This is a genomic window from Streptococcus sp. OMI870, assembly GCF_047460295.1.
GTDB lineage: Bacteria > Bacillota > Bacilli > Lactobacillales > Streptococcaceae > Streptococcus.
On sequence record NZ_JASHGM010000001.1, the window covers coordinates 109306 to 132751 of the forward strand.

The 23446-nt window shown below is 41.9% G+C and carries 17 protein-coding genes and 1 other annotated feature; all 17 genes read left to right on the forward strand.

Annotated elements, in window-relative coordinates; genetic code table 11:
* Position 1 precedes the first annotated feature (1 nt).
* The 17 genes from dapB (at position 2) to QM968_RS00655 (ending at position 23436) form a co-directional block, all read left to right on the forward strand.
* On the forward strand, positions 2-769 hold the full coding sequence (gene dapB / locus QM968_RS00575) for a 4-hydroxy-tetrahydrodipicolinate reductase (RefSeq protein ID WP_414381357.1): 768 nt from the start codon (positions 2-4) through the stop codon (positions 767-769).
* Positions 766-1977, forward strand: coding sequence for a CCA tRNA nucleotidyltransferase (locus QM968_RS00580; RefSeq protein ID WP_414381360.1), 1212 nt, complete (start codon positions 766-768; stop codon positions 1975-1977). The genes dapB and QM968_RS00580 overlap by 4 nt, the downstream gene beginning before the upstream one ends.
* The gene (locus tag QM968_RS00585) at positions 1974-3842 is read left to right on the forward strand and encodes an ABC-F family ATP-binding cassette domain-containing protein (RefSeq protein WP_414381363.1); all 1869 of its coding nucleotides are present in this window, start codon (positions 1974-1976) and stop codon (positions 3840-3842) included. The genes QM968_RS00580 and QM968_RS00585 overlap by 4 nt, the downstream gene beginning before the upstream one ends.
* 9 nt (positions 3843-3851) lie before the next feature.
* A complete protein-coding gene (locus tag QM968_RS00590; RefSeq protein ID WP_414381365.1) occupies positions 3852-4370 on the forward strand; it encodes a hypothetical protein in 519 nt (172 codons plus the stop codon).
* Between the two features lie 86 nt (positions 4371-4456).
* Positions 4457-5416 (forward strand): ROK family glucokinase, encoded by a 960-nt coding sequence (locus tag QM968_RS00595; protein ID WP_414381368.1) that lies wholly within the window; start codon positions 4457-4459, stop codon positions 5414-5416.
* Between the two features lie 78 nt (positions 5417-5494).
* The gene (locus QM968_RS00600) at positions 5495-6334 is read left to right on the forward strand and encodes a thymidylate synthase (RefSeq protein ID WP_414381371.1); all 840 of its coding nucleotides are present in this window, start codon (positions 5495-5497) and stop codon (positions 6332-6334) included.
* 204 nt (positions 6335-6538) lie between these two features.
* Positions 6539-14521 (forward strand): CshA/CshB family fibrillar adhesin-related protein, encoded by a 7983-nt coding sequence (locus QM968_RS00605; RefSeq protein ID WP_414381373.1) that lies wholly within the window; start codon positions 6539-6541, stop codon positions 14519-14521.
* 145 nt (positions 14522-14666) lie between these two features.
* Positions 14667-15176 (forward strand): dihydrofolate reductase, encoded by a 510-nt coding sequence (locus tag QM968_RS00610; protein ID WP_414381375.1) that lies wholly within the window; start codon positions 14667-14669, stop codon positions 15174-15176.
* Positions 15177-15384: 208 nt separating this feature from the next.
* Complete coding sequence (gene clpX, locus QM968_RS00615; RefSeq protein WP_414381377.1) at positions 15385-16617, forward strand: ATP-dependent Clp protease ATP-binding subunit ClpX; 1233 nt, start codon at positions 15385-15387, stop codon at positions 16615-16617.
* A gap of 11 nt (positions 16618-16628) precedes the next feature.
* On the forward strand, positions 16629-17231 hold the full coding sequence (gene yihA / locus QM968_RS00620) for a ribosome biogenesis GTP-binding protein YihA/YsxC (protein ID WP_414381380.1): 603 nt from the start codon (positions 16629-16631) through the stop codon (positions 17229-17231).
* A 147-nt stretch (positions 17232-17378) separates the two neighbouring features.
* The gene (locus tag QM968_RS00625; protein ID WP_414325651.1) at positions 17379-18080 is read left to right on the forward strand and encodes a glucosaminidase domain-containing protein; all 702 of its coding nucleotides are present in this window, start codon (positions 17379-17381) and stop codon (positions 18078-18080) included.
* A 165-nt stretch (positions 18081-18245) separates the two neighbouring features.
* Entirely contained in the window at positions 18246-19043 is a 798-nt protein-coding gene (locus QM968_RS00630; protein WP_009731085.1) for a formate/nitrite transporter family protein, read from the forward strand.
* A gap of 61 nt (positions 19044-19104) precedes the next feature.
* Positions 19105-19239: a sequence feature (ribosomal protein L10 leader region), on the forward strand.
* 38 nt (positions 19240-19277) lie between these two features.
* Positions 19278-19778 carry a 50S ribosomal protein L10 gene (gene rplJ / locus QM968_RS00635; RefSeq protein ID WP_009731084.1) on the forward strand — a complete coding sequence of 167 codons (501 nt, stop codon included), beginning with the start codon at positions 19278-19280 and terminating at the stop codon, positions 19776-19778.
* A gap of 76 nt (positions 19779-19854) precedes the next feature.
* On the forward strand, positions 19855-20223 hold the full coding sequence (gene rplL / locus QM968_RS00640) for a 50S ribosomal protein L7/L12 (RefSeq protein ID WP_003016256.1): 369 nt from the start codon (positions 19855-19857) through the stop codon (positions 20221-20223).
* A gap of 250 nt (positions 20224-20473) precedes the next feature.
* Positions 20474-20917: a hypothetical protein gene (locus QM968_RS00645; RefSeq protein WP_009731083.1), complete on the forward strand. Its 444-nt coding sequence runs from the start codon at positions 20474-20476 to the stop codon at positions 20915-20917.
* Positions 20918-21064: 147 nt separating this feature from the next.
* Positions 21065-21517, forward strand: a complete 453-nt coding sequence (locus QM968_RS00650; RefSeq protein WP_009731082.1) for a hypothetical protein — start codon at positions 21065-21067, stop codon at positions 21515-21517.
* 179 nt (positions 21518-21696) lie between these two features.
* The gene (locus QM968_RS00655) at positions 21697-23436 is read left to right on the forward strand and encodes an ABC transporter ATP-binding protein (protein ID WP_009731081.1); all 1740 of its coding nucleotides are present in this window, start codon (positions 21697-21699) and stop codon (positions 23434-23436) included.
* Positions 23437-23446 lie beyond the last annotated feature (10 nt).

The following is a 23446-nucleotide window of genomic DNA, read 5'->3' on the forward strand; positions in this document are numbered from 1 at the left end:
TATGTCAATTAAAGTCATTATCGCAGGTTTCAAGGGGAAAATGGGACAAGCGGCCTACCAGATGGTTTCTGAAGATCCTGAGCTAGAATTAGCTGGCTTGATCGATCCATTTACTGATGAGACAGAGGTTGCAGGGGTCCCCGTCTTTAACCGCAAAGAAGATGTCGTAGGTCTTGAAGCAGATGTTTGGGTGGACTTTACCATGCCAAAGGTTGCTTACGAGAATACTCGCTTTGCAATTGAAAGTGGCTTTGCGCCTGTTGTAGGGACAACTGGCTTTACGCCTGAGCAGATTCAGGAATTGACAGAGCTTTCTCGTAAAAAGGATTTGGGTGGCTTGATTGCTCCGAACTTTGCTATTGGAGCTGTGCTCTTGATGCAATTTGCAGCACAAGCGGCCAAGTATTTCCCAAATGTGGAAATCATCGAACTGCACCACGATAAGAAAAAAGATGCACCGAGTGGAACAGCGATTAAGACAGCTGAGCTGATCTCTGAGAAGCGCGAGAAAATCCAGCAAGGTGCACCAGATGAAGAAGAGTTGATGCCTGGAGCAAGAGGGGCAGATTTTGAAGGGATGCGCATCCATTCGGTTCGATTGCCTGGCCTAGTGGCTCACCAAGAGGTGATTTTTGGTAGCCAAGGCGAAGGGGTGACTCTCCGTCATGATTCCTATGATCGTGGTTCCTTCATGACAGGAGTAAATCTAGGGATTAAAGAAGTTGTCAAGCGTCATGAGCTTGTCTATGGTTTGGAACACTTACTATGAGATTAAAAAAGATGCCTTCTGAGTTTCAGGAGGCTTTACCAATATTAGAGAAGATTAAAGCAGCTGGTTTTGAGGCCTATTTTGTGGGAGGATCTGTCCGAGATGCTCTCTTAGATCGTCCGATTCACGATGTCGATATCGCTTCCTCCTCTTATCCAGAGGAAACAAAGGCGATTTTTGATCGAACAGTAGATATCGGTATCGAACACGGGACCGTCTTGGTTCTTGAAAATGGTCAAGAATATGAAATTACGACCTTCCGGACGGAGGATGTCTATGTCGATTATCGCCGTCCAAGCTCCGTGTCTTTTGTCCGCTCACTAGAAGAAGACTTGAAGCGCCGTGATTTCACCGTCAATGCCTTTGCCTTAAATGAAAAAGGAGAGATTGTTGACCTCTTTCAGGGGTTAGAAGATTTAGAAAACAAGGTCCTTCGGGCCGTTGGACTTCCTCATGAACGCTTTCATGAAGATGCGCTCCGCATCATGCGAGGCTTTCGTTTTCAAGCCAGTCTTGGCTTTGAATTAGAAGCAGCAACCTTTGATGCTATGAAGGAGTGTGCTCCTTTGCTAGAGAAAATCTCTGTTGAGCGCACTTTCATCGAGTTCGATAAGCTCTTACTTTCTCCATATTGGAGACAAGGCTTGGAGGCCATGCTTTCAAGCAAAGCCTATCACTATCTACCAGAAATGAAGGATCGCAAAGAAGCACTTGAGCGTTTGTTTGACATAGAAATTGAATTTACCTTTTCAACTTCTGAGCAAGCTTGGGCTGCTCTGGTTTTAGCACTAGACATCCAAGACATTCCAAAATTCTTTAAGAAATGGAAGACCTCAAGAGACTTTGCCAAGACGGTGGAGCAGATCGTGGAGATTCTTAAGCTTAGAGAAAAAGGAAGTCTAGACAAGCGTGCATGTTACAAGTATGAGAAGCGCTTGTTGCTAGTGGCTGAAGAGCTCCGTGAAGCGTATGCCTTGAGTGTGGATTATTTGGCCATCGAGCGCGTTTATGATAGCTTGACCATTCATGATAAGCATGAAGTCGTTGTCAATGGCGGTATGCTGATCAAAGAATACGGCTTTCAACCTGGTCCAGCCTTGGGAGAGATTTTGACAAAGATCGAATACGCCATTGTAGATGGGGAGCTGGCCAATGAAAAAGAAGCCATCATTGCCTATATCCAGCAAGTAAAAGAGGAGGAAAAATGAGCGATTTTATTGTCGATAAATTAACCAAATCTGTCGGAGATAAGACCGTCTTTCGTGAGATTTCCTTTATTATTCACGACTTGGATCGGATCGGATTGATCGGGGTCAATGGGACTGGAAAAACCACTCTGTTAGATGTGTTGTCTGGTCGCTCTGGATTTGATGGAGATGTGAGTCCTTTTTCTGCCAAGAGTGATTATACGATTGGTTACTTGACGCAGGAGCCAGACTTTGATGATCATAAGACAGTTCTGGATACAGTATTGTCCAGTGATTTGCGTGAAATGCAGCTGATTCGTGATTATGAATTCTTGATGGCGGATTACCGAGAAGAGAACCAAGCACGGCTTGAAAAAGTCATGGCAGAGATGGATTCGCTCAATGCTTGGGAAATCGAGAGTCAAGTCAAGACAGTCCTTTCAAAACTTGGGATTGAAGACTTGAATGCAAAAGTTGGGGATCTATCTGGAGGCTTGCGTCGTCGGGTTCAACTGGCCCAGGTATTGCTTTCTCACCACGACCTGCTCTTGTTAGATGAGCCAACCAACCACCTAGATATTGATACCATCGAATGGCTTACTAATTTCTTGAAGAACTCTAAGAAAACCGTGCTCTTCATTACCCACGATCGTTATTTCTTGGATAATATTTCAACACGGATCTTTGAGTTGGATCGGGCTAGTTTGATTGAGTATCAAGGTAACTACCAGGATTATGTCCGCTTAAAGGCTGAGCAAGATGAGCGGGATGCAGCCCTTCTTCACAAGAAGCAGCAACTCTATAAGCAGGAGTTGACCTGGATGCGGAGGCAACCCCAGGCGCGTGCGACCAAGCAACAGGCGCGGATCAATCGTTTCCATGATCTTAAGCAAGACTTGTCTGGTCAAAGCAACCAGATGGATCTAGAGATGAACTTTGAGACCAGCCGGATTGGAAAGAAAGTCATCGAGTTTAAAGATGTCAATTTCGCTTATGAAAACAAATCCATTCTCCAAGGATTCAACCTCTTGGTGCAAAACAAGGACCGCATCGGGATTGTCGGAGATAATGGCGTCGGTAAATCGACCTTGCTCAATCTGATCGCCGAGCGACTCCAGCCTCAGTCAGGGCAAGTGATCATTGGGGAAACCGTGCGGGTGGCCTATTTCTCTCAACAGATCGATGGCTTGGATGAGAGCAAGCGCGTGATTAATTTCCTCCAGGAAGTTGCGGAGGAAGTGAAGACGACTGTCGGAACAACTTCGATCGCAGATCTCTTGGAGCAATTTCTCTTCCCACGCTCTATGCATGGAACCTTGATCGAAAAACTCTCCGGTGGGGAGAAGAAGCGCCTCTTTCTCTTGAAACTCTTGATTGAAAAACCCAATGTGCTTCTCCTCGATGAGCCAACCAATGACTTGGATATCGCTACCCTGACGGTTTTGGAAAACTTCCTTCAAAACTTTGGTGGACCAGTCATTACCGTCAGTCACGACCGTTATTTCCTAGACAAGGTCGCTAGCAAGATCCTGGCTTTTGAAAATGGGGGCATTCGTGAGTTCTTTGGCAATTATACGGATTATTTAGATGAAAAAGCCTTTGAAGCAGCCCAGGTAACGGCTAGCCAGAAGATTGAAAAAGAGAAGCCTGTCAAGCCAAAAGAAGAGAAGAAGCGCATGAGCTACATGGAGAAGCAAGAGTGGGCAAGTATTGAGGCAGATATCGAAGCGATTGAAAATCGAATTGCAGAGATTGAAGTGGAGATGAATGAAAACGGCTCTGACTTTGGCAAGTTGTCAGCCCTTCAAAAAGAACTAGATCTGGAAAATGAGCGTCTACTTGAAAAGTATGATCGTTATGATTACCTAAGTGAATTAGATGAATAAGGAGGCCCTATGAATCAATTGAATCGCATATCTCTTGGAATTTCAGCTACTATGTTTACCATTATTGGTATTGTCTTGTTTATCAATCCAATTGAGCACATCGGCTCTTTTAGCTGGTTGATCTCCTGTGGCTTCTTTTTAATTTCATTTTCACGTTTTTCACGCTATTACCGATTGCGTCAGTCAGGTATTATCAAGCAGCAACAGCTCTTTCACAGTATGGTTGCCTTGGTGTTTGCAGTTTACTTGCTACTATATGGCTACCAGACCTTACCGATTGTCTTCCCAGTCACCTTAGGGATTTGGCTGATCTATCGCTCCATTTTAAATTTCCGAAAAGCCAACTTCTATTCCAAGAAGATTGAAGAGCTTTCCAAGCGCTATATTTTCTTTGCCTTGGTGCAGCTCTTTATCGGCTTGTTCTTAATTGTCAGTCCATTATCAATCAGTGTCATTCTCCTGAATATTATTGGTTTGATTTTCCTGCTTCTAGGATTTCAATCCTTCAGCCTCTTGTTAAAAAGTTAAGAAAAGTTACGTGCAAACCTTTGCGTTTGATAAAAAGTCTGATATAATAGAACTGTAAGTGTATACAAGTTTGAAAGGAGTTACAGATGTCTAAAAAAATTATCGGTATTGACCTTGGAGGAACTTCCATCAAGTTTGCTATCCTCACTTTAGATGGGGAAGTTCAAGAAAAATGGTCTATTAAAACAAATATTTTGGATGAAGGAAGTCATATTGTAGATGATATGATCGAATCGATCGCTCATCGTTTGGAGATGCTTGGGCTTGATGCCTCTGAATTTCAAGGAATCGGAATGGGATCGCCTGGTGTTGTTGACCGTGAAAAAGGTACAGTTATCGGGGCCTACAACTTGAACTGGAAGACCCTTCAACCCGTTAAAGAAAAGATCGAAAGTGCCCTTCATATTCCATTCTTCATTGATAACGATGCCAACGTTGCTGCTTTGGGTGAACGTTGGAAAGGGGCTGGTGAAAACCAACCAGATGTTGTCTTCATGACACTTGGTACAGGTGTTGGCGGAGGTATCGTCGCTGAAGGTCGTCTCTTGCACGGTGTGCGTGGAGCTGCTGGGGAACTTGGTCACATTACGGTTGACTTTGATGATCCAATCAAATGTACCTGTGGTAAAAAAGGCTGTCTTGAAACGGTTGCATCAGCAACAGGGATCGTCAACTTGACTCGTCGTTATGCAGATGAGTACGAAGGGGACTCTCAATTGAAAGTCTTGATCGACAATGGTGAAGAAGTAACCGCTAAAACTGTCTTTGATCTAGCAAAAGAGGGTGACGCTCTTGCTTTGATCGTTTATAAGAACTTCTCACGTTACCTTGGACTTGCTGCAGCCAATATTGGTTCAACCTTGAACCCATCTAAGATCGTTATCGGTGGTGGGGTATCTGCTGCTGGAGACTTCCTCTTGGATGGCGTGCGCAAGGTCTTTGAAGAAAACTCATTCCCACAAGTACGTGAATCTACTCAATTGGCGCTTGCTACATTGGGAAATGATGCGGGTGTCATTGGTGCCGCATCTCTAGTATTACAATAAGATTAAAAGGAGATTTGTCTCTCCTTTTTTCTTTATCCTGTGATATAATGTAGGCAATAGTAGATTAAAGGAGGAGATATGACAAAAGCAGATACGATTTTTAAAGAGTATATTCGGAAAATCATGGAAGAAGGTGTTTGGTCGGAACAGGCCCGACCTAAATACAAGGATGGTAGAACTGCCAACTCCAAATACATCACAGGTGCCTTTATGGAGTTTGATCTTGCAAAAGGCGAGTTTCCCATTACGACCCTTCGTCCTATCGCTATTAAATCAGCTATCAAAGAGATGCTCTGGATTTACCAAGACCAGTCCAATCGTTTAGATGTCTTAGAAGAAAAGTACAATGTCCATTATTGGAACGACTGGGAAGTGGGGGATAGTCGGACTATCGGTCAGCGCTATGGTGCAGTGGTCAAAAAGCATGACATTACCAATAAAATTCTCAAGCAATTAGAAGACAATCCTTGGAATCGCCGCAACATCATCTCGCTTTGGGATTATGATGCCTTTGAAGAGACAGAAGGTCTTCTGCCATGTGCTTTTCAAACCATGTTTGACGTGAGGCGCGTGGATGGAGAAATCTATCTGGATGCGACCTTAACCCAACGTTCGAATGATATGTTGGTGGCCCACCATATCAACGCCATGCAGTATGTAGCGCTACAGATGATGATTGCCAAGCACTTCGGCTGGAAGGTCGGAAAGTTCTTTTACTTCATTAATAACCTTCATATTTATGATAATCAATTTGAACAGGCTGAAGAATTGCTCCGTCGCAAGCCTTCTGATTGTCAACCGCACCTGGTCTTGAACGTGCCAGATGGAACTAATTTCTTTGATATCAAACCAGAAGATTTTGAACTGGTCGATTACAATCCAGTGAAGCCACAATTAAAGTTCGATCTTGCGATTTAGTGATTAAATAAAGGTTTTTCAAGCCCTTTATTTAATAGGAAAATAGTTTTGAATTTAAAACGAATAAAGCTATAAATTTTTACTCATTTTTGAGTCAAAATGTTTTGAAAATCGTTCGGGTTTTGTTAAAATAGATAAGGTTTGGAAAAAACTATTCAATAAAAAAAGGAAGTTAAACTATAGAAAAAAATGGAGGTCCATTAGATGGGGAAAGACTTATTTAATGATCGTATTAGCAGATTCTCAATTCGTAAACTGAATGTGGGCGTTTGCTCAGTACTTTTGGGAACACTTGTTATGGTTGGTACAGCAGCAAGTGCAGCCGCAGAAGAAAATACAGATACGACGAGTGAAAGTGTAGCAGCTGTTACGGCAGCATCAGAGGCGCCTGAAGCGTCAACAGCTACAGCAACTTCAGCAACATCAACAGCTGCAACGACATCGACTTATGATGCAAACGCAGCAATCACTGCTCCAGCTACATCAACTGCTGCAGCGCCTGCTTCAACTAGTCAAGCAAGTAGCACCAGCACAGCCGCATCTGCAACTTCAGCTGCCCCTGCAACATCAACAGCTTCTGAAACACCAAGATTAGAAGCTGTTACTCCAGCAATCAAGGTGGCAGAAGTAGCTACAACAAGTGCAGATAAGAAGGAAGAAATTGCGGCAGGCGTAGAAGCACCAGCGGCCACTGATACACCTTCTACAGATGAAACAAGAGGCCGTCGTCGTACTCGTCGTGCAATCGGGGATCCTAATGATGAAAGCTTGATTGGGGATGATGTTGAAGATGCAACTTCAACTCCAAAAGTTGAAAAACCTGGCTTTACAACAGATCTTGATGCCAAATCTATGACTAGCCAAATCTCATGGTTGGACTTTGGAGATGTAGCCAACTGGACAGGAGCAAAAACAATCCAGGTCGCTAAAAATGAATTAAAACCAAATGAGTTAGAAGAGAGCTTAGCACTTCAAGTTGGGGCTACCTATACCAAGGAAATCATGCCTGGTTATGTAGTCACTGTAAAAGTCAAATCCTTGAAACCATTCCAAGCGACTGAAATCTATAAAAAACGGATGGAAGAACAAGGGGCTACAGAAGCTGAAAAAGCGACCTATGATCCAAATGCAAAAAATGGATATGTAAAGGGTGTTACTTCACCAATTGCTAGGCAATATTTTAATGATGGCAAAGAGGCCGACGTTATCGCTGATGCCCAAAACCGTTGGACTGAAGTTAAACATGAAAACGTTGATACGAAAGCCAAAAAGACTACCATGAGTTCTGCATATAATGGTGGGAATATTGGAATTCAGTTTGAAATCTCTGCAACCTTCCGTGGAAAGAAAGTTAAGCCAGCTATTGTTATGGCTGATGGTGAGTCTGCTAACCCTGGTGAATTTGTTATGTTCACTACCAACGGACAAGGTTGGCAGCACATTGGGGAATGGAAGAAAACTACTAGACCAGCCACCTCTGTTCCTTATGAACCACAAGATACAGAGAATCTTTTTGGTTCTAAACCTAAATATAATAACATTAACCTAAGACAACTTCGTGATAATTCTCCTCAAGCTGGACCAGATAAGAAACCAGTAGCATGGAAGTACTTTGGAAATCCTGACCAAGTTACGAGTGGTCTAGGAACCGGTATCTTTGGACCAAACATTTCTGAAGGAAATAGAACAGTTCCACTCGTGATGACACGTGGAGCATCTGAAGTGGGACTTTATATCGCTTCAGCTGGTAAACAGTCAGCAATGCTAGGATTCTTCCCACTTGATGAAGGGGATGCTCCTGAGTCATATGGGAAAGCAGTCCATACCATTGCAACTGTTGACGGTGTTACTGGAGCTAAAGTAAATCAACCGTATCTTGGTAATGTGAGCCCAGATATGGATGAAAACACGACTCTTGACTGGTTCGGTGATGATAAGGCAACTACGGCCGATGAAGGAATTAACCAATTGCTTCCAAGCGATCTCAAAGGGACAACCAATGAGATGATCAAGATGGACCGTACACGCCCAGGTAACTACAAGATGTCAGTTGAAGCCCATTTGGATGGAGCTTCAGAAGCACATATCTATGGTTGGGTAGACTTTAACCAAAATGGTAAATTCGATGAGGATGAACGCTCAAATCTCGCTACAATCACACAAGATGGCACTGTTGAGTTGACCTTTGCAAACAGCAAGACTTATATCGACCCTAGCGTCAACGAACTTGGTGCTCGTGTCCGTATTGCCAAGAAAGCTACTGAGATTGAAAGCCCAACTGGTATGGCTTTCTCAGGGGAAGTGGAAGACTTCAAAACTCAAATTACCCACCCACCAAAGGGGGAATTCAAGGAAACTTCTGGTCCCCAAGCTACTAAACAAACAGCAACTGTAACCTTTACAGCACGTGGAGAGCACAAGTATGAAGCTAACTCTCATGCAGTCATCGACGAGACAGTAGAACCATACATCGTTGACAAAGATGGCAACCGTGCAACACTTGATACGGAAGGTTACTATGTTGTACCAGGTCAAGGGAAGTATAAGATTACTGCCAACGGTAAAGATGTGGACGTTGAATTTATCCCAGAAGATAACTTCCTTGGAACAGCTGATGGTATTTCTATCCGTCGTTCAGATAACAACGGTTACGATACTGGATGGTCAACCAAATTCCCAGACCAAGAACCAAACATTAATGGTCAGTTGAATACTATGGATGGTCAATACGTTCCAACAGTCACTCCAATTGAGATTGAAGGGGTTGACAAAACTTCGACTGATGTTCAAGGGGCAACTCAAAAAGAAACACCTACCTTTAATACAACTGCTACTAACTTAAATGGTGATAAGATTGCAATCACTCCAAGTGCAGAATACCCGGCTAAGTTGGTAGATCCAGCTACAGGTCGCACGATTGATGAGCCATCTGTAACAGTTGAAGGGGAAGGAACTTATACGATTAATCCTTCAACGGGTGAAGTAACCTTCACTCCAGATCCAAGCTTTACTGGTACAGCCAAAGGTGTGGATGTTACATTATCAGCGCCAGTTGGACGTAATAAAGACGGTAAGGTTCAAAAGGAGTACATCAAGACAGCTACAGCTAAGTACACTCCAACTGTCACACCAATCACAGTAACTCCTACAGACAAGATTTCTGTGGATGTTCAAAACGTTCCTCAAACCCAAACACCAACCTTTGATTTAAGTAATGATAAGACTGCTGAAATCACAAGCAAGAAATTGGTGGATCCCGCAACTGGTCAACCGACTGATGAAACAACTGTGACAGTAGCAGGAGAAGGTAGCTATACAATCGATCCTACTACAGGAGCGGTGACCTTCACACCTGAAAAAGACTTTGTTGGTACTGCAAAAGGAGTAACTGTTCAGGCAACTGCTACCATTACAAATGCCAATGGTAAGACTGCAACCATTACTTCAGATGCGACCTACACACCAACTGTTGTGCCAGCAGTTCCAACTGCAAACCCTGCAACTTCTAAAGATGTTCAAGGGGCAACACAAACAGGAACACCAACTTTTGCAGGGACAACTGTTCAAGTAAATGGTGAAGATAAAGCTATTACCATTAAAGACAATAGCTACACATTGCTAGATAAAGATGGTAACGAAGTTTCAAGCACACCAGCCTTTGCTGAAGATGGTACAACTGAAATTGGTACTTTCTCTATTGATCCAGCAACAGGTCAAGTAACCTTCACACCAACAGACAAATCATACACTGGTAAAGTAACCCCAGCTAAGGTTCAAGCTGAAAGTTCAAACGGTATCAAGGTGGATACAACTTACACACCAGAAATCGTTCCAGTAACCCCAACAGCAACACCAGCTGAAACAAAAGATGTTCAAGGTGCCACTCAAACAGGTAAACCTGAATTCAAGGGTGGAACTGTAACAGTTGATGGCGTTGAGAAGACTGTTGAAATCAACGAAGATGTTCCAGCAACATTTGATGACGGTTCAACAACTAAGACTGTTGAAGGTGTTGGTACATACACAGTAGCAGCAGACGGTACTGTTACATTTGTTCCAGAAAAATCATTCGTGGGAACTGCCCCAGCAGTGACCGTTATTCGCGAAGATAAGAACGGAACCAAAGCTTCTGCAACCTACACTCCAACAGTTTTACCAGTAACTCCAACCGCAACACCAGCAGAAACAACAGACATCCAAGGTGCTACACAAAAAGGTAAGCCTGAATTCAAGGGTGGAACTGTAACGGTTGATGGCGTTGAGAAGACTGTTGAAATAAACGAAGATGTTCCAGCGACATTTGATGACGGTTCAACAACTAAGACCGTTGAAGGTGTTGGTACTTACACAGTAGCTCCAGATGGAACAGTGACATTTGTACCAGAAAAATCATTCGTCGGAACTGCTCCAGCTGTAACCGTTGTCCGTGAAGATAAGAACGGAACTAAAGCCTCTGCGACCTATACACCAACTGTAACTCCTGTTAAACCAACAGCTACACCGGTTGAAACTACAGATATCCAAGGTGCTACACAAACTGGCAAACCTGTATTTACTGAAGGCGATAGCCGTGTGCCAATGAACGATGATGTTCCAGCAACATTTGACGATGGTTCAACGACTAAGACTGTAGACGGTGTTGGTACTTACACAGTAGCAGCAGACGGTACTGTTACGTTTGTACCAGAAAAATCATTCGTCGGAACAGCGCCAGCAGTGACGGTTGTTCGTGAAGATAAGAACGGAACCAAAGCTTCTGCAACTTACACACCAACTGTGACACCAGTAACTCCAACTGCTACACCAGTTGAAACAACAGGTAAACAAGGTCAAACTCAAACAGGTAAGCCTGAATTTACTGAAGGTGACAGCCGAGTACCAATGAATGAAGACGTTCCAGCTACTTTCGACGATGGTTCAACTACCAAGACAGTGGATGGCGTTGGTACTTACACAGTAGCAGCAGACGGAACTGTAACCTTTGTCCCTGAAAAATCATTCACAGGTAAAGCGCCAGCCGTAACGGTTGTTCGTGAAGATAAGAATGGAACCAAAGCATCTGCGACTTACACACCAACTGTGACTCCAGTAACCCCAACAGCAACTCCTGCTGAATCTGAAGCACCTCAAGGTTTGGTTCAAACTGGAACCGTAACCTTCACTGAAGGTGACCCAGTTGCACCAATCGACAAGAATACCATTACTCTTCTTGATGAAAATGGTCAACCAGCGGCATCAGTAGAAGCGAAATCACCAGCAGGTGATGTGATCGGTACATACACAGTTGATAAAGACACAGGTGTAGTTACTTTCACACCAACAGATAAATCTTACTCAGGTGATGTAGTTCCAGTTAAGGTTCAAGCGGCTGATACTAATGGAACAACAGTAGAAACAACTTACACACCTAAGATTACTCCAGTTGTCCCAACTTCTGAAGATGCAACATCGACAGATATCCAAGGTGCAACTCAAACAGGTAAACCAACCTTCACCGAAGGAAATCCAAATGTTCCAATCGATGAAGATACTCCAGCTACCTTCGAAGATGGCTCAACTACGAAGACTGTCGATGGTGAAGGAACTTACACAGTTGCTCCAGATGGAACAGTAACCTTCGTACCAGAGAAATCATTCACAGGAACAGGTACAGGCGTAACAGTGAAACGTGTTGATAAGAACGGTACTCCAGTTACTGCAACTTACACACCAACAGTGACACCAGTAATCCCAACTGCTGAGCCAGCAACTTCAACTGATAAGCAAGGTCAAATCCAAACAGGTAAACCAACCTTCACGGCAGGTCATGAAAATGTTCCTATGAACGATGCAGTTCCTGCAACCTTTGAAGATGGTTCAACAACCAAAGAAGTTCTTGGTGTTGGTATCTACACAGTAGCAGCAGATGGAACTGTAACCTTCACACCAGACCCACGCTTTGTTGGTGAAGCACCAGCAGTGACAGTGGTTCGTGAAGATATGAACGGAACCAAAGCTTCTGCGACCTACACACCAACTGTAACACCAATCACTCCAACAGCAAAACCAGCTAGATCAGAAGCTCCTCAAGGAATTGTTCAAACAGGAAAACCAACCTTCACAGAAGGGGATCCAATTGCTCCTATGAACCCTTCAACCTTGAAACTTTACGATGATTCTGGTAACCCAACTGATCAATTGGATGCCTTCTCACCTGCAGGAGATATCATCGGTATCTTCACAGTAGATAAAGAGAAAGGTGAAGTGATCTTCACTCCAACTAACAAAGCTTACTCAGGTGAAGTTCTTCCTGTAGGCGTTTCAATGGAAGATGCAAATGGTACCTTTGCACGTACAACGTACACACCATACATCACTCCAGTAGTTCCAACAGCAGAACCAGCTACATCAACTGATATTCAAGGTGCTACTCAAACGGGTAAACCAAGCTTCACAGAAGGAAATCCTGCAGTGCCAATGGACGATGATGTACCTGCAACATTTGTTGACGGTTCAACTACTAAAGTTGTTCCAGGTGAAGGTACATACACAGTTGCTCCAGACGGAACAGTAACCTTCGTACCAGAAAAATCATTTGTTGGAACCGCAGCAGGAATCGTGGTTCAACGCCAAGATAAGAATGGTACAGTTGTGAAAGCTATGTACACACCAACCGTAACACCAGTAACACCAACTGGTACTCCAGCAGTATCTACTGATGTACAAGGTGCGACTCAAACAGGTAAACCAAGCTTCACAGAAGGTGATAGCCGTGTACCATTGAATGACGAAGTTCCAGCAACCTTCGAAGATGGTTCAACTACGAAGACGGTTGAAGGCGTTGGTACTTATACTGTAGCCCCAGATGGAACAGTGACCTTCGTACCAGAGAAATCATTTGTCGGAACTGCACCAGCAGTGACAGTGGTTCGTGAAGATGTGAACGGAACCAAAGCTTCTGCAACCTACACACCAACTGTAACTCCTGTGACTCCAACAGCTGAGCCAGCAACTTCTACAGACATCCAAGGTAAAACACAATCTGGTAAACCAAGCTTCACGCCTGGTAACCCAAGTGTGCCAATGGATGATGAAGTTCCAGCAACCTTTGAAGATGGCTCAACTACGAAGACCATTCCAGGCGAAGGGACTTATACAGTTGCTCCAGATGGAACAGTAACCTTCGTACCAGAAAAATCATTCACAGGAACAGGTACAGGCGTAACTGTCAAACGTGTTGATAAGAACGGTACACCAATTACAGCGACTTACACCCCAACAGTAACACCAGTTGCTCCAACGGGTGAACCAGTTACGTCAATTGGTAAGAAGGGTGCTACTCAAACAGGTAAACCAAGCTTCACAGAAGGTGATAGCCGTGTACCAATGAATGACGAAGTTCCAGCAACATTTGACGATGGTTCAACTACGAAGACAATTCCAGGTGTTGGTACTTACACAGTAGCAGCAGACGGAACAGTAACCTTTACTCCAGAACCTGAATTTACTGGTACTGCACCAGCAGTGACAGTGGTTCGTGAAGATATGAACGGAACAAAAGCTTCTGCAACTTACACACCAACTGTTCTTCCAATCACTAAATTTGTTGATAAAGAAGGTAAGGAAATCCCAGGATACCCTACAGTTGATGGAGAAGAGCCAAAAGCTGAAATTCCAGGTTATCGCTTTGTGGAAACGAAGAAATTGCCTAATGGTGATACTGAACACGTCTATGAAAAAGTTAAAACTTCATACGTAGACGAAAATGGAGATCCAATCCCAGGTACCCCTACAGAAGATGGGGAACAACCGAAGAAAGAAATCCCAGGTTATGACTTCGTGAAGACTGTTGTAGATAAAGATGGAAATACTCAACATATCTACAAGAAGACTGTGACACCAACTCCAACGCCGGATCCAACTCCAACGCCGGATCCAACTCCAACGCCGGATCCAACTCCGACACCAGAGCCACAACCACAGCCTACTCCACAACCACAGCCTACTCCACAACCAAAACCAGAAGAGCCAACGATTCCTATCGTTCCAGAAACGAAAGAAGAAGTGAAGTATATCGATCCACAAAATCCTACTGCACAACTTCCAAATACAGGAACAAAAGAATCTTCATCTGCTGGTCTTGCAATCTTTAGTGCTTTAGCAGGTCTCTCATTATTCGGATTTGCAAAACGCAAAAAAGAAGACTAAGCTAAATTGTGGCTAAGAAAAACCGCGAAATCCTCGCGGTTTTTTCTGTTTATATTTAAAAAATATCTTCTAAACCAGATAGTTGAAATCAGTCTTTTATAAGAAAATTTGATAAAATAGAAGTATCAGTGTAAAGGATGAGAGAATGAAAAAGATTATTGGTATCTGGGCTCAGACTGAAAATGGTATTATTGGAAAAGACCAAGTGATGCCTTGGCATCTGCCAGCAGAGCTTCAGCATTTCAAAGAAACAACCATGGGGCAAGCGATTCTCATGGGAAGAGTGACCTTTGATGGAATGAAAAAGCGGGTTTTACCGGGGCGGACCAGCATTATCTTAACCCAAGATCAGGCTTATGATCCTGAAAATGACGCTGTACTTGTTATGCACAGTAAAGAAGAGGTTTTAGACTGGTATCGAAACCAGGACAAGAATCTTTACATTATTGGGGGGAGTCAGATTTTAAGGCTCTTTTCTGATCAGTTAGAAGAGTTGATCCAGACCATGATTCATGCAACTATTGATGGAGACGCATTGGCACCAAAATTTGAAGAGAGTCACTATGAAAGAGTCCGTCAAGTTCCCCATTTAAAAGATGAGAAAAATTCATACGATTTCACGGTCAACTATTACAAGAGAAAGGATTTAGACTAATGGAGCGAAGTGTCTTTGGTTTTTTTACAGCTGTCCTATGTGTCATCTGTTTGATTTGCGCCTTACAAACCTTTCGTAAAAAACGGTTTGGCCTCGCTATTTTATTCTTACTAAATGCTTTTACCAATCTTGTGAATTCCATTCACGCCTTTTACATGACCTTATTTTAAACTAAATAGAAACAGAAAATGACAGAAAGAGGAAATACATGCCAACGAATCAAAATAATGATATGATGGTTTATTGTTCATTTTGCGGAAAGAGCCAAGATGAAGTCCAAAAAATCATTGCAGGAAACAATGCGTTTATCTGTAATGAATGTGTAGAGTTAGCTCAAGAAATCATCCGGGAGGAGCTTGCTGAAGAAGTCCTTGCTGACCTTAGTGAAGTTCCAAAACCAATCGAATTGCTCAATATCTTGAACCACTATGTCATCGGTCAAGATCGTGCAAAACGTGCCCTTGCTGTAGCGGTATACAACCACTACAAACGCATTAACTTCCATGATACGCGCGAAGACGAGACAGATGTTGAATTGCAAAAATCAAACATCCTCATGATTGGACCTACTGGTTCGGGTAAGACTTTCTTGGCCCAAACCTTAGCACGTAGCTTGAATGTCCCATTTGCTATTGCTGATGCAACAGCCTTGACAGAAGCCGGTTATGTGGGTGAAGACGTTGAAAATATTCTCTTGAAACTTCTTCAAGCAGCTGATTTCAATATCGAGCGCGCAGAACGAGGCATCATCTACGTCGATGAAATTGATAAGATTGCTAAGAAAAGTGAAAATATCTCTATTACACGTGACGTCTCTGGTGAAGGAGTGCAACAAGCTCTCTTGAAGATCATCGAAGGAACTGTCGCTAGTGTACCACCTCAAGGTGGACGCAAACACCCTCAACAAGAGATGATTCAAGTGGATACCAAGAACATCCTCTTTATCGTAGGTGGGGCTTTTGATGGGATCGAAGAAATTGTTAAGCAACGTCTCGGTGAGAAAGTCATCGGTTTCGGTAAGAATAACAAAGCCATCGATGAATCCAGCTCTTACATGCAAGAAATTGTTGCAGAAGATATTCAAAAATTCGGTATTATCCCAGAATTGATTGGTCGTCTTCCAGTCTTTGCAGCTCTTGAACAATTGACAGTTGAGGATCTTGTCCGTATTCTAAAAGAGCCACGCAATGCCTTGGTAAAACAATACCAAACCTTGCTCTCTTATGACAATGTTGAATTGGAATTCGATGATGAAGCCCTTCAAGAGATTGCTAATAAAGCAATCGAAAGAAAAACAGGAGCTCGTGGGCTTCGCTCGATTATCGAAGAAACCATGATGGATGTCATGTTTGAAATTCCTAGTCAAGAAGATGTCAAACTTGTCCGAATCACAAAAGAAGCTGTTGACGGAACAGAAAAACCAGTTCTTGAAACAGCATAGAAAGATTAAATATGGAAATAAACACACATAATGCGGATATTCTCTTAAGCGCTGCGAATAAGAGTCATTATCCTCAAGATGAGATTCCAGAAGTTGCACTTGCCGGTCGCTCAAATGTCGGCAAGTCTTCTTTTATCAATACTCTCTTAAATCGAAAGAATCTTGCTAGAACCTCTGGTAAACCAGGTAAAACTCAGTTGTTAAACTTCTTCAATATCGATGATAAATTACGCTTAGTGGATGTACCTGGTTATGGCTATGCACGTGTCTCTAAAAAAGAACGGGAGAAGTGGGGACGCATGATTGAAGAATACCTGACCAGCCGTGAAAATCTAAAAGCCGTTGTCAGTCTGGTCGATTTTCGTCATGAACCTTCTGCAGATGATATTCAGATGTATGAATTTTTAAAATACTATGAAATCCCTGTGATCTTGGTAGCAACCAAGGCGGATAAAATTCCACGCGGAAAATGGAACAAGCAAGAATCCATTATCAAGAAAAAATTAGAATTTGATCCATCTGATGACTTTATCATCTTTTCTTCAGTAACTAGAGAAGGTTTAGAGAAGTCTTGGGATGCAATCCTAGAAAAGGCATTTTACGAAATAAATTGAAATGACATGAAAATGTCATTTTTGTTTTGGATTTATCTCGCAATTGTAATACAAGTGTAATAAAAATACCTTGTTTTCTTTCTTTTATATGGTATAATTTCTATAAAGATAAAAGATGATAAAAATTTATTGGAGATAAATTGAATTATGAAAAGAAAAATACGGAATAAAACGAAAATATTTGGGGTGCTTGTTTCAGTTCTAGCAGTTGGAACATTTGCAGCTGCTATGAGCGAGCATGTAACTTCCGTTGGAGCGAATGATGGTACTTATCAGGGTTATTCTGATCCTAACGAAGCCTTTATTTCACAAATTGGAGAGTCTGCTCGTCAGCTTGGACAAGAAAATGACCTTTATGCTTCTGTTATGATTGCGCAAGCCCTTTTAGAAAGTGGGGCAGGACAGTCTGGACTTTCTTCCTACCCACATTACAACCTTTTTGGTATTAAAGGTAGTTATGCAGGTCAATCCGCTGTTATGCAAACCTGGGAAGATGACGGCGCTGGAAATGCTTATACCATTAATGACGCCTTCCGTTCATATCCATCCTACTATGAATCTTTACAAGACTATGTAGCTGTTTTAAAACAAGGCCATTTTGCAGGAGCTTGGAAAAGCAATACATCTAGTTATCAAGATGCAACAGCAGCTTTGACGGGTGTTTATGCGACAGATACAAGCTACTATGCAAAATTAAACAATATCATTGAAACCTATAATTTGACTCAATATGATTCTCCAAACGTTCAAGGTGGTATTACAGGTACAGTTTATAATCCTTATCGCCAACAGTTCACTTCTCAAGAAATCCTCAATTTGGATATCGCGTGGGCTAACCGTTTGTACTAATATAAAAGAAAAGCAGGCAGGTGCCTGTTTTTTTATTTTTTGGTTTTATTGATTTAAATCGAATATTTTTTTGCTACTTTTTCCTTGAAAGCCTTTTCAGATTTTTTTATCTATGATATAATGAATTAGTTCACAAAACTAAAATTTTTAATCAAGGAGATTCAGATGGGAGAATCAAATTTTGTTCTTAAGGTAGAAGCAGCATGTCAGAAGAAGGAAGAATTGTATACGGCTTCTAAAGCTCGTTATGCTGTTCGCTCCATGTTTGCGGGTGCGTTTTTGACAATGAGTACTGCAGTAGGGATTGTGGGGGCAGATCTTCTCAACACTTTCTTGCCAGGTTCTGGTCGTTTCTTATTCCCATTTATTTTTGCCTGGGGATTGGTTTATTTACTATTCTTAAATAGTGAGTTAACGACTTCCAATATGATGTACCTGACAGCTGGTGTTTATTTAAAGAAGATTAATTGGAAGAAAGCTTTAGAAATTTTACTCTATTGTACATTCTTTAACCTAGTCGGTGCTTTGTTTCTGGCTTTCCTCTTTGGACAGACAAGTGCATTTGCAAATCTAAATCCAAAAGGGTTCCTTGGATCGGTTGTTGAGATGAAGCTTCAACGTTCGAATCAATTGGTTTTCTTCGAGGGAGTTATTGCAAACATCTTTGTTAACGTAGCGATTTTGTCCTACCTTTTCTTTAAAGACGAAACAGCAAAAGTTCTTTTGGCTTTGTCAGCTATTTATATGTTTGTATTTCTTACAAATGAACACATCGCGGCAAACTTTGCTTCTTTCTCACTAGCTACTTTTAATTCCATATCTAAAGATTTGCCTCACTTAGAGTTCTTCAATGTTCTTCGTCATTATGCTGTTACCTTTGTTGGTAACTGGGTAGGAGGAGGAGTGATCATGGGCTTGGCCTATGCATGGCTCAATCGTACAAAGACTATCTATAAGGATTAAAAAATTTTAAAAAAGTTTGCAAAAATACTTGCATTCTTTTTTTTTATGTGATAAACTAATTAACGGTTTGAAAAAACTGCCTAAGACAGTAGGGGAGCTCGACTCATAAAAATCCTACCGAGGACAAAACGTATCAATGAAAAGAAGCGTATTGTACTTTCGTGTCTAGGTTTGGGCGCGTTTTTCTTTTGGAAAAATTCCCCAAGCAAAATAATTACGGAGGTGAACACACTAATGAGTGAAGCAATTATTGCTAAAAAAGCGGAACTAGTTGACGTAGTAGCCGAAAAGATGAAAGCTGCTGCATCAATCGTCGTTGTAGATTCTCGCGGTTTGACAGTTGAGCAAGATACAGTTCTCCGTCGCAACCTTCGCGAAAGCGAAGTTGAGTTTAAAGTTATTAAAAACTCAATCTTGCGTCGTGCAGCTGAAAAAGCTGGACTTGAAGATCTTGCATCTGTGTTTGTTGGACCATCTGCTGTAGCATTTTCTAACGAAGATGTTATTGCACCAGCGAAAATCTTGAACGATTTTTCTAAAACTGCTGACGCACTTGAAATCAAGGGTGGTGCAATCGAAGGCGCTGTCGCATCAAAAGAAGAGATCCTTGCTCTTGCAACTCTTCCAAACCGCGAAGGACTTCTTTCTATGCTCCTTTCTGTACTTCAAGCGCCAGTGCGCAACGTTGCTCTTGCAGTCAAAGCGGTTGCAGACAACAAAGAAGACGCAGCTTAATTCTAAGCTACGCAGCGTAGCCTAGCTACAAAAAACAAAAACATAAAATATAAAAACTTATTTGGAGGAAATAACAATGGCATTGAACATTGAAAACATTATTGCTGAAATTAAAGAAGCTTCAATCCTTGAATTGAACGACCTTGTAAAAGCTATCGAAGAAGAATTTGGTGTAACTGCAGCTGCTCCTGTAGCTGTTGCTGCAGCTGGTGCTGCTGACGCTGGTGCTGCTAAAGATTCATTCGATATCGAATTGACATCTGCAGGCGACAAGAAAGTCGGCGTTATCAAAGTTGTACGTGAAATCACAGGTCTTGGTCTTAAAGAAGCTAAAGAACTTGTTGATGGAGCACCTGGCGTTATCAAAGAAGGTGTTGCTACAGCTGAAGCTGAAGAAATCAAAGCTAAATTGGAAGAAGCTGGAGCTTCAGTTACTCTTAAATAATCGAGTTTCCAATCAAAATGAAAACCGAGGTTTAGGCCTCGGTTTTTTTGTCGTTGAAAATAATGATGATAGAATGTGAATAGATTGCTTTTATAAAGCTAACATGTGTAGCTCTCTTTATTTTCTCTCAACCCTACTAAATAGTGCAGTTTTAATGATGTTACAATCATTTTACATTTAATTTATTCCCTTGAGATGTTTCTGATTTGTTGCTATAATGGCTATAAATCATATCATGAAGGAGAAGATGATGAAAAATTTTAAACGTCTTTTGTTAGCTGTTGTAGCTGTCTTTGCAGCCGTCCTTTTGGTAGCTTGTGGCGCTAAAAGCGATAATGGGACATATGTGTTTGAGCCTACTAAGGATGAAATCAAAGATATTATGCCAAGTGAATTTCAATCTTTGATAGGTGATAATTACTCATTCACTATTTCGATTACAATCAATGATAAGAAAGGTGAGATGAAAGTAGACACGAATGCAGGTGGTCAAAATGTTAATCAAGTGATTGAGTTGGAAGTAGACCAAAAAGCTAAAACACTTGTCTCAGAAAATGAGTATGGAAAAGCGGAAATTACTTATCAAGTTTCAGGAAATGTGTTAACGATTAAGGATGTGAAGAATTCTTTGATGGGTGACACAGACATGTTTAATAACTACATGAAAATTGCTAAGTTCAAAAAAGTTAAATAAGCAATCAGGGCGGGATTTAAATTCCGCCTTATTCTATTTCTTTGTTGATACAAGAAATATTACAAGAATATGACATTTATAAACTTTCATTGCGGTGGATTGGAAATGTTGCTATAATAGGGATATTCTAACTAAAAAGGAGAAGTTATGAAAAACTTTAAACGCATTCTTTTAGCTTTTGTTGCCGTTTTTGCAGCAGTTCTTTTAGTCGCTTGTAGTAGCAAGAGTGATAATGGGACTTATGTCTATAAACCTGCAAAATCTGAAGTGAAGGAAATTCTTGGAGAACAAGGGGTAACAGACTCATCTGTAGAAGCCTTGCTTGATCAAGTTAAATTAGAAGTTTCTGTTACTATCAAAGATAAAAAAGGTAGCATTAGCATCAAAGGTGAAGCTTTGGGGAATAAGATGGACCAATCTTATGAAGTAAAAGTAGACCAAAAAGCTAAAACATTCCAAGCTAAAACAGGTGAAGGTGAAAAGATTAAATATAAGGTTTCAGGCGACGTATTTACCTTTGATTTATCTGATCAAGATAGCTCAGATAGTGCAGCTACTTTAGAAATGTTCAAAAACGCTAAATTTAAACGCACTAAATAAAGCAAGTAAAGAGCAGGGAGAACCTGTTCTTTTCCTTTACTTTTGGGTAGGGTTTGGTATAATGAATGTGACTACAGATGGGATTGGGGCAGGATTAAATTTTGCTTAAAATTTATTCGGCCTCGCTCCCTCTTTTCTGTGTGCTTAGGGATATAATTTATGAAAAAGGAGAGTTGCCTATGCTTTATATTTGGTCTTACTTGAAAAAGTATCCCAAGTGGCTAGCCCTGAATTTATTTTCAGCGGTTCTTTTTGTCGTTGTCAATTTGGGATTGCCAACGATCCTAGCTCGGATGATTGACGAAGGAATTAATCCGCGTGATGTAGATCGGCTGTATTTCTGGGGTTGGATCATGTTTGTGATCATCTTGCTAGGGATCTTGGGACGGATTGTCTTGTCATATGCAGTAGGAAAGCTGACTACTACCATGGTACGGGACATGCGCAATGATCTCTATGCAAAACTACAGGAGTATTCCCATCGCGAGTATGAACAGATCGGGGTCTCATCCTTAGTCACTCGGATCACCTCGGATGCATTTGTCTTGATGCAATTTACCGATTCTATGTTGAAGATGGGGGTTATTACACCCTTGATGATGGCTTCAAGTATCCTCTTGATTCTGACAACCAGCCCTTCTCTAGCGTGGATTGTAGCCGTATCGGTTCCCTTCCTTGCGGTCGTTGTATGGTATGTGGCGGTGAATACACGTCCCCTTTCTGAGAAGCAACAAAAGACCTTGGACCGGCTGAATCAGTTTGCTCGGGAGAATTTAACTGGACTTCGAGTGATTCGTGCCTTTGCTCGGGAGGATTTCCAGGAAGATAAATTTGCGGCTGAAAATGACGTCTACGCAGAAAACTCAAATAAGCTCTTTAAATTAACCGGTTTAACAGAACCTCTATTTGTACAGATCATTATTGCTATGATTGTGGCGATTGTATGGTTTGCTTTGGATCCTCTTCATGATGGCAGTTTGAAAATTGGGGATCTGGTTGCTTTTATCGAGTATAGTTTCCACGCGCTTCTGTCCTTCCTTTTCCTAGCCAATCTCTTCACCATGTATCCTCGTACAGCGGTTTCTAGCCGTCGTCTCAAGGAAGTCATGGATATGCCCATTTCGATTGATCCCAATGAAAATGGTGTGACAGAAACAGCAACACATGGCTATTTGGAATTCGACAATGTGACCTTTGCCTATCCAGGTGAGACAGAGAGTCCGGTTCTGCACAATATTTCCTTTAAAGCGAAACCAGGTGAAACCATCGCCTTTATCGGTTCGACCGGTTCAGGGAAGTCTTCACTTGTGCAATTGATTCCGCGATTCTACGATGTCACTCTTGGTAAGATTTTGGTCGACGGTGTGGATGTACGTGATTACAATCTCAAGGCCCTTCGTCAAAAGATTGGCTTTATTCCACAAAAGGCTCTGCTCTTTACAGGGACCATTGCAGAGAATCTTCGCTACGGAAAAGAAGATGCATCTGTGCAAGAGTTGGAAAAAGCAGCTGATATCTCTCAAGCTAAAGAATTTATAGATAGTCGGGAGGATCGTTTCGACACGCATCTAGCAGAAGGCGGAAGTAACCTATCAGGAGGGCAAAAACAACGCTTGTCCATTGCCCGTGCTGTCGTCAAACATCCGGATGTCTTTATCTTTGATGATTCCTTCTCTGCTTTGGACTACAAGACGGATGCCACCTTGCGCAAGCGTTTGAAAGAAGTGACAGGAGATGCAACAGTCTTGATCGTTGCCCAACGCGTGGGCACCATCATGGATGCAGATCAAATTATTGTCTTGGATCAAGGTGAAATCGTAGGTCGAGGAAAGCACCAAGAGTTGATGGAAAGCAATGAAATCTATCGCGAAATTGCTAATTCCCAGCTAAATAGTAGCCCATCCCTCACGGAAGAATAGAAAGGAGAAG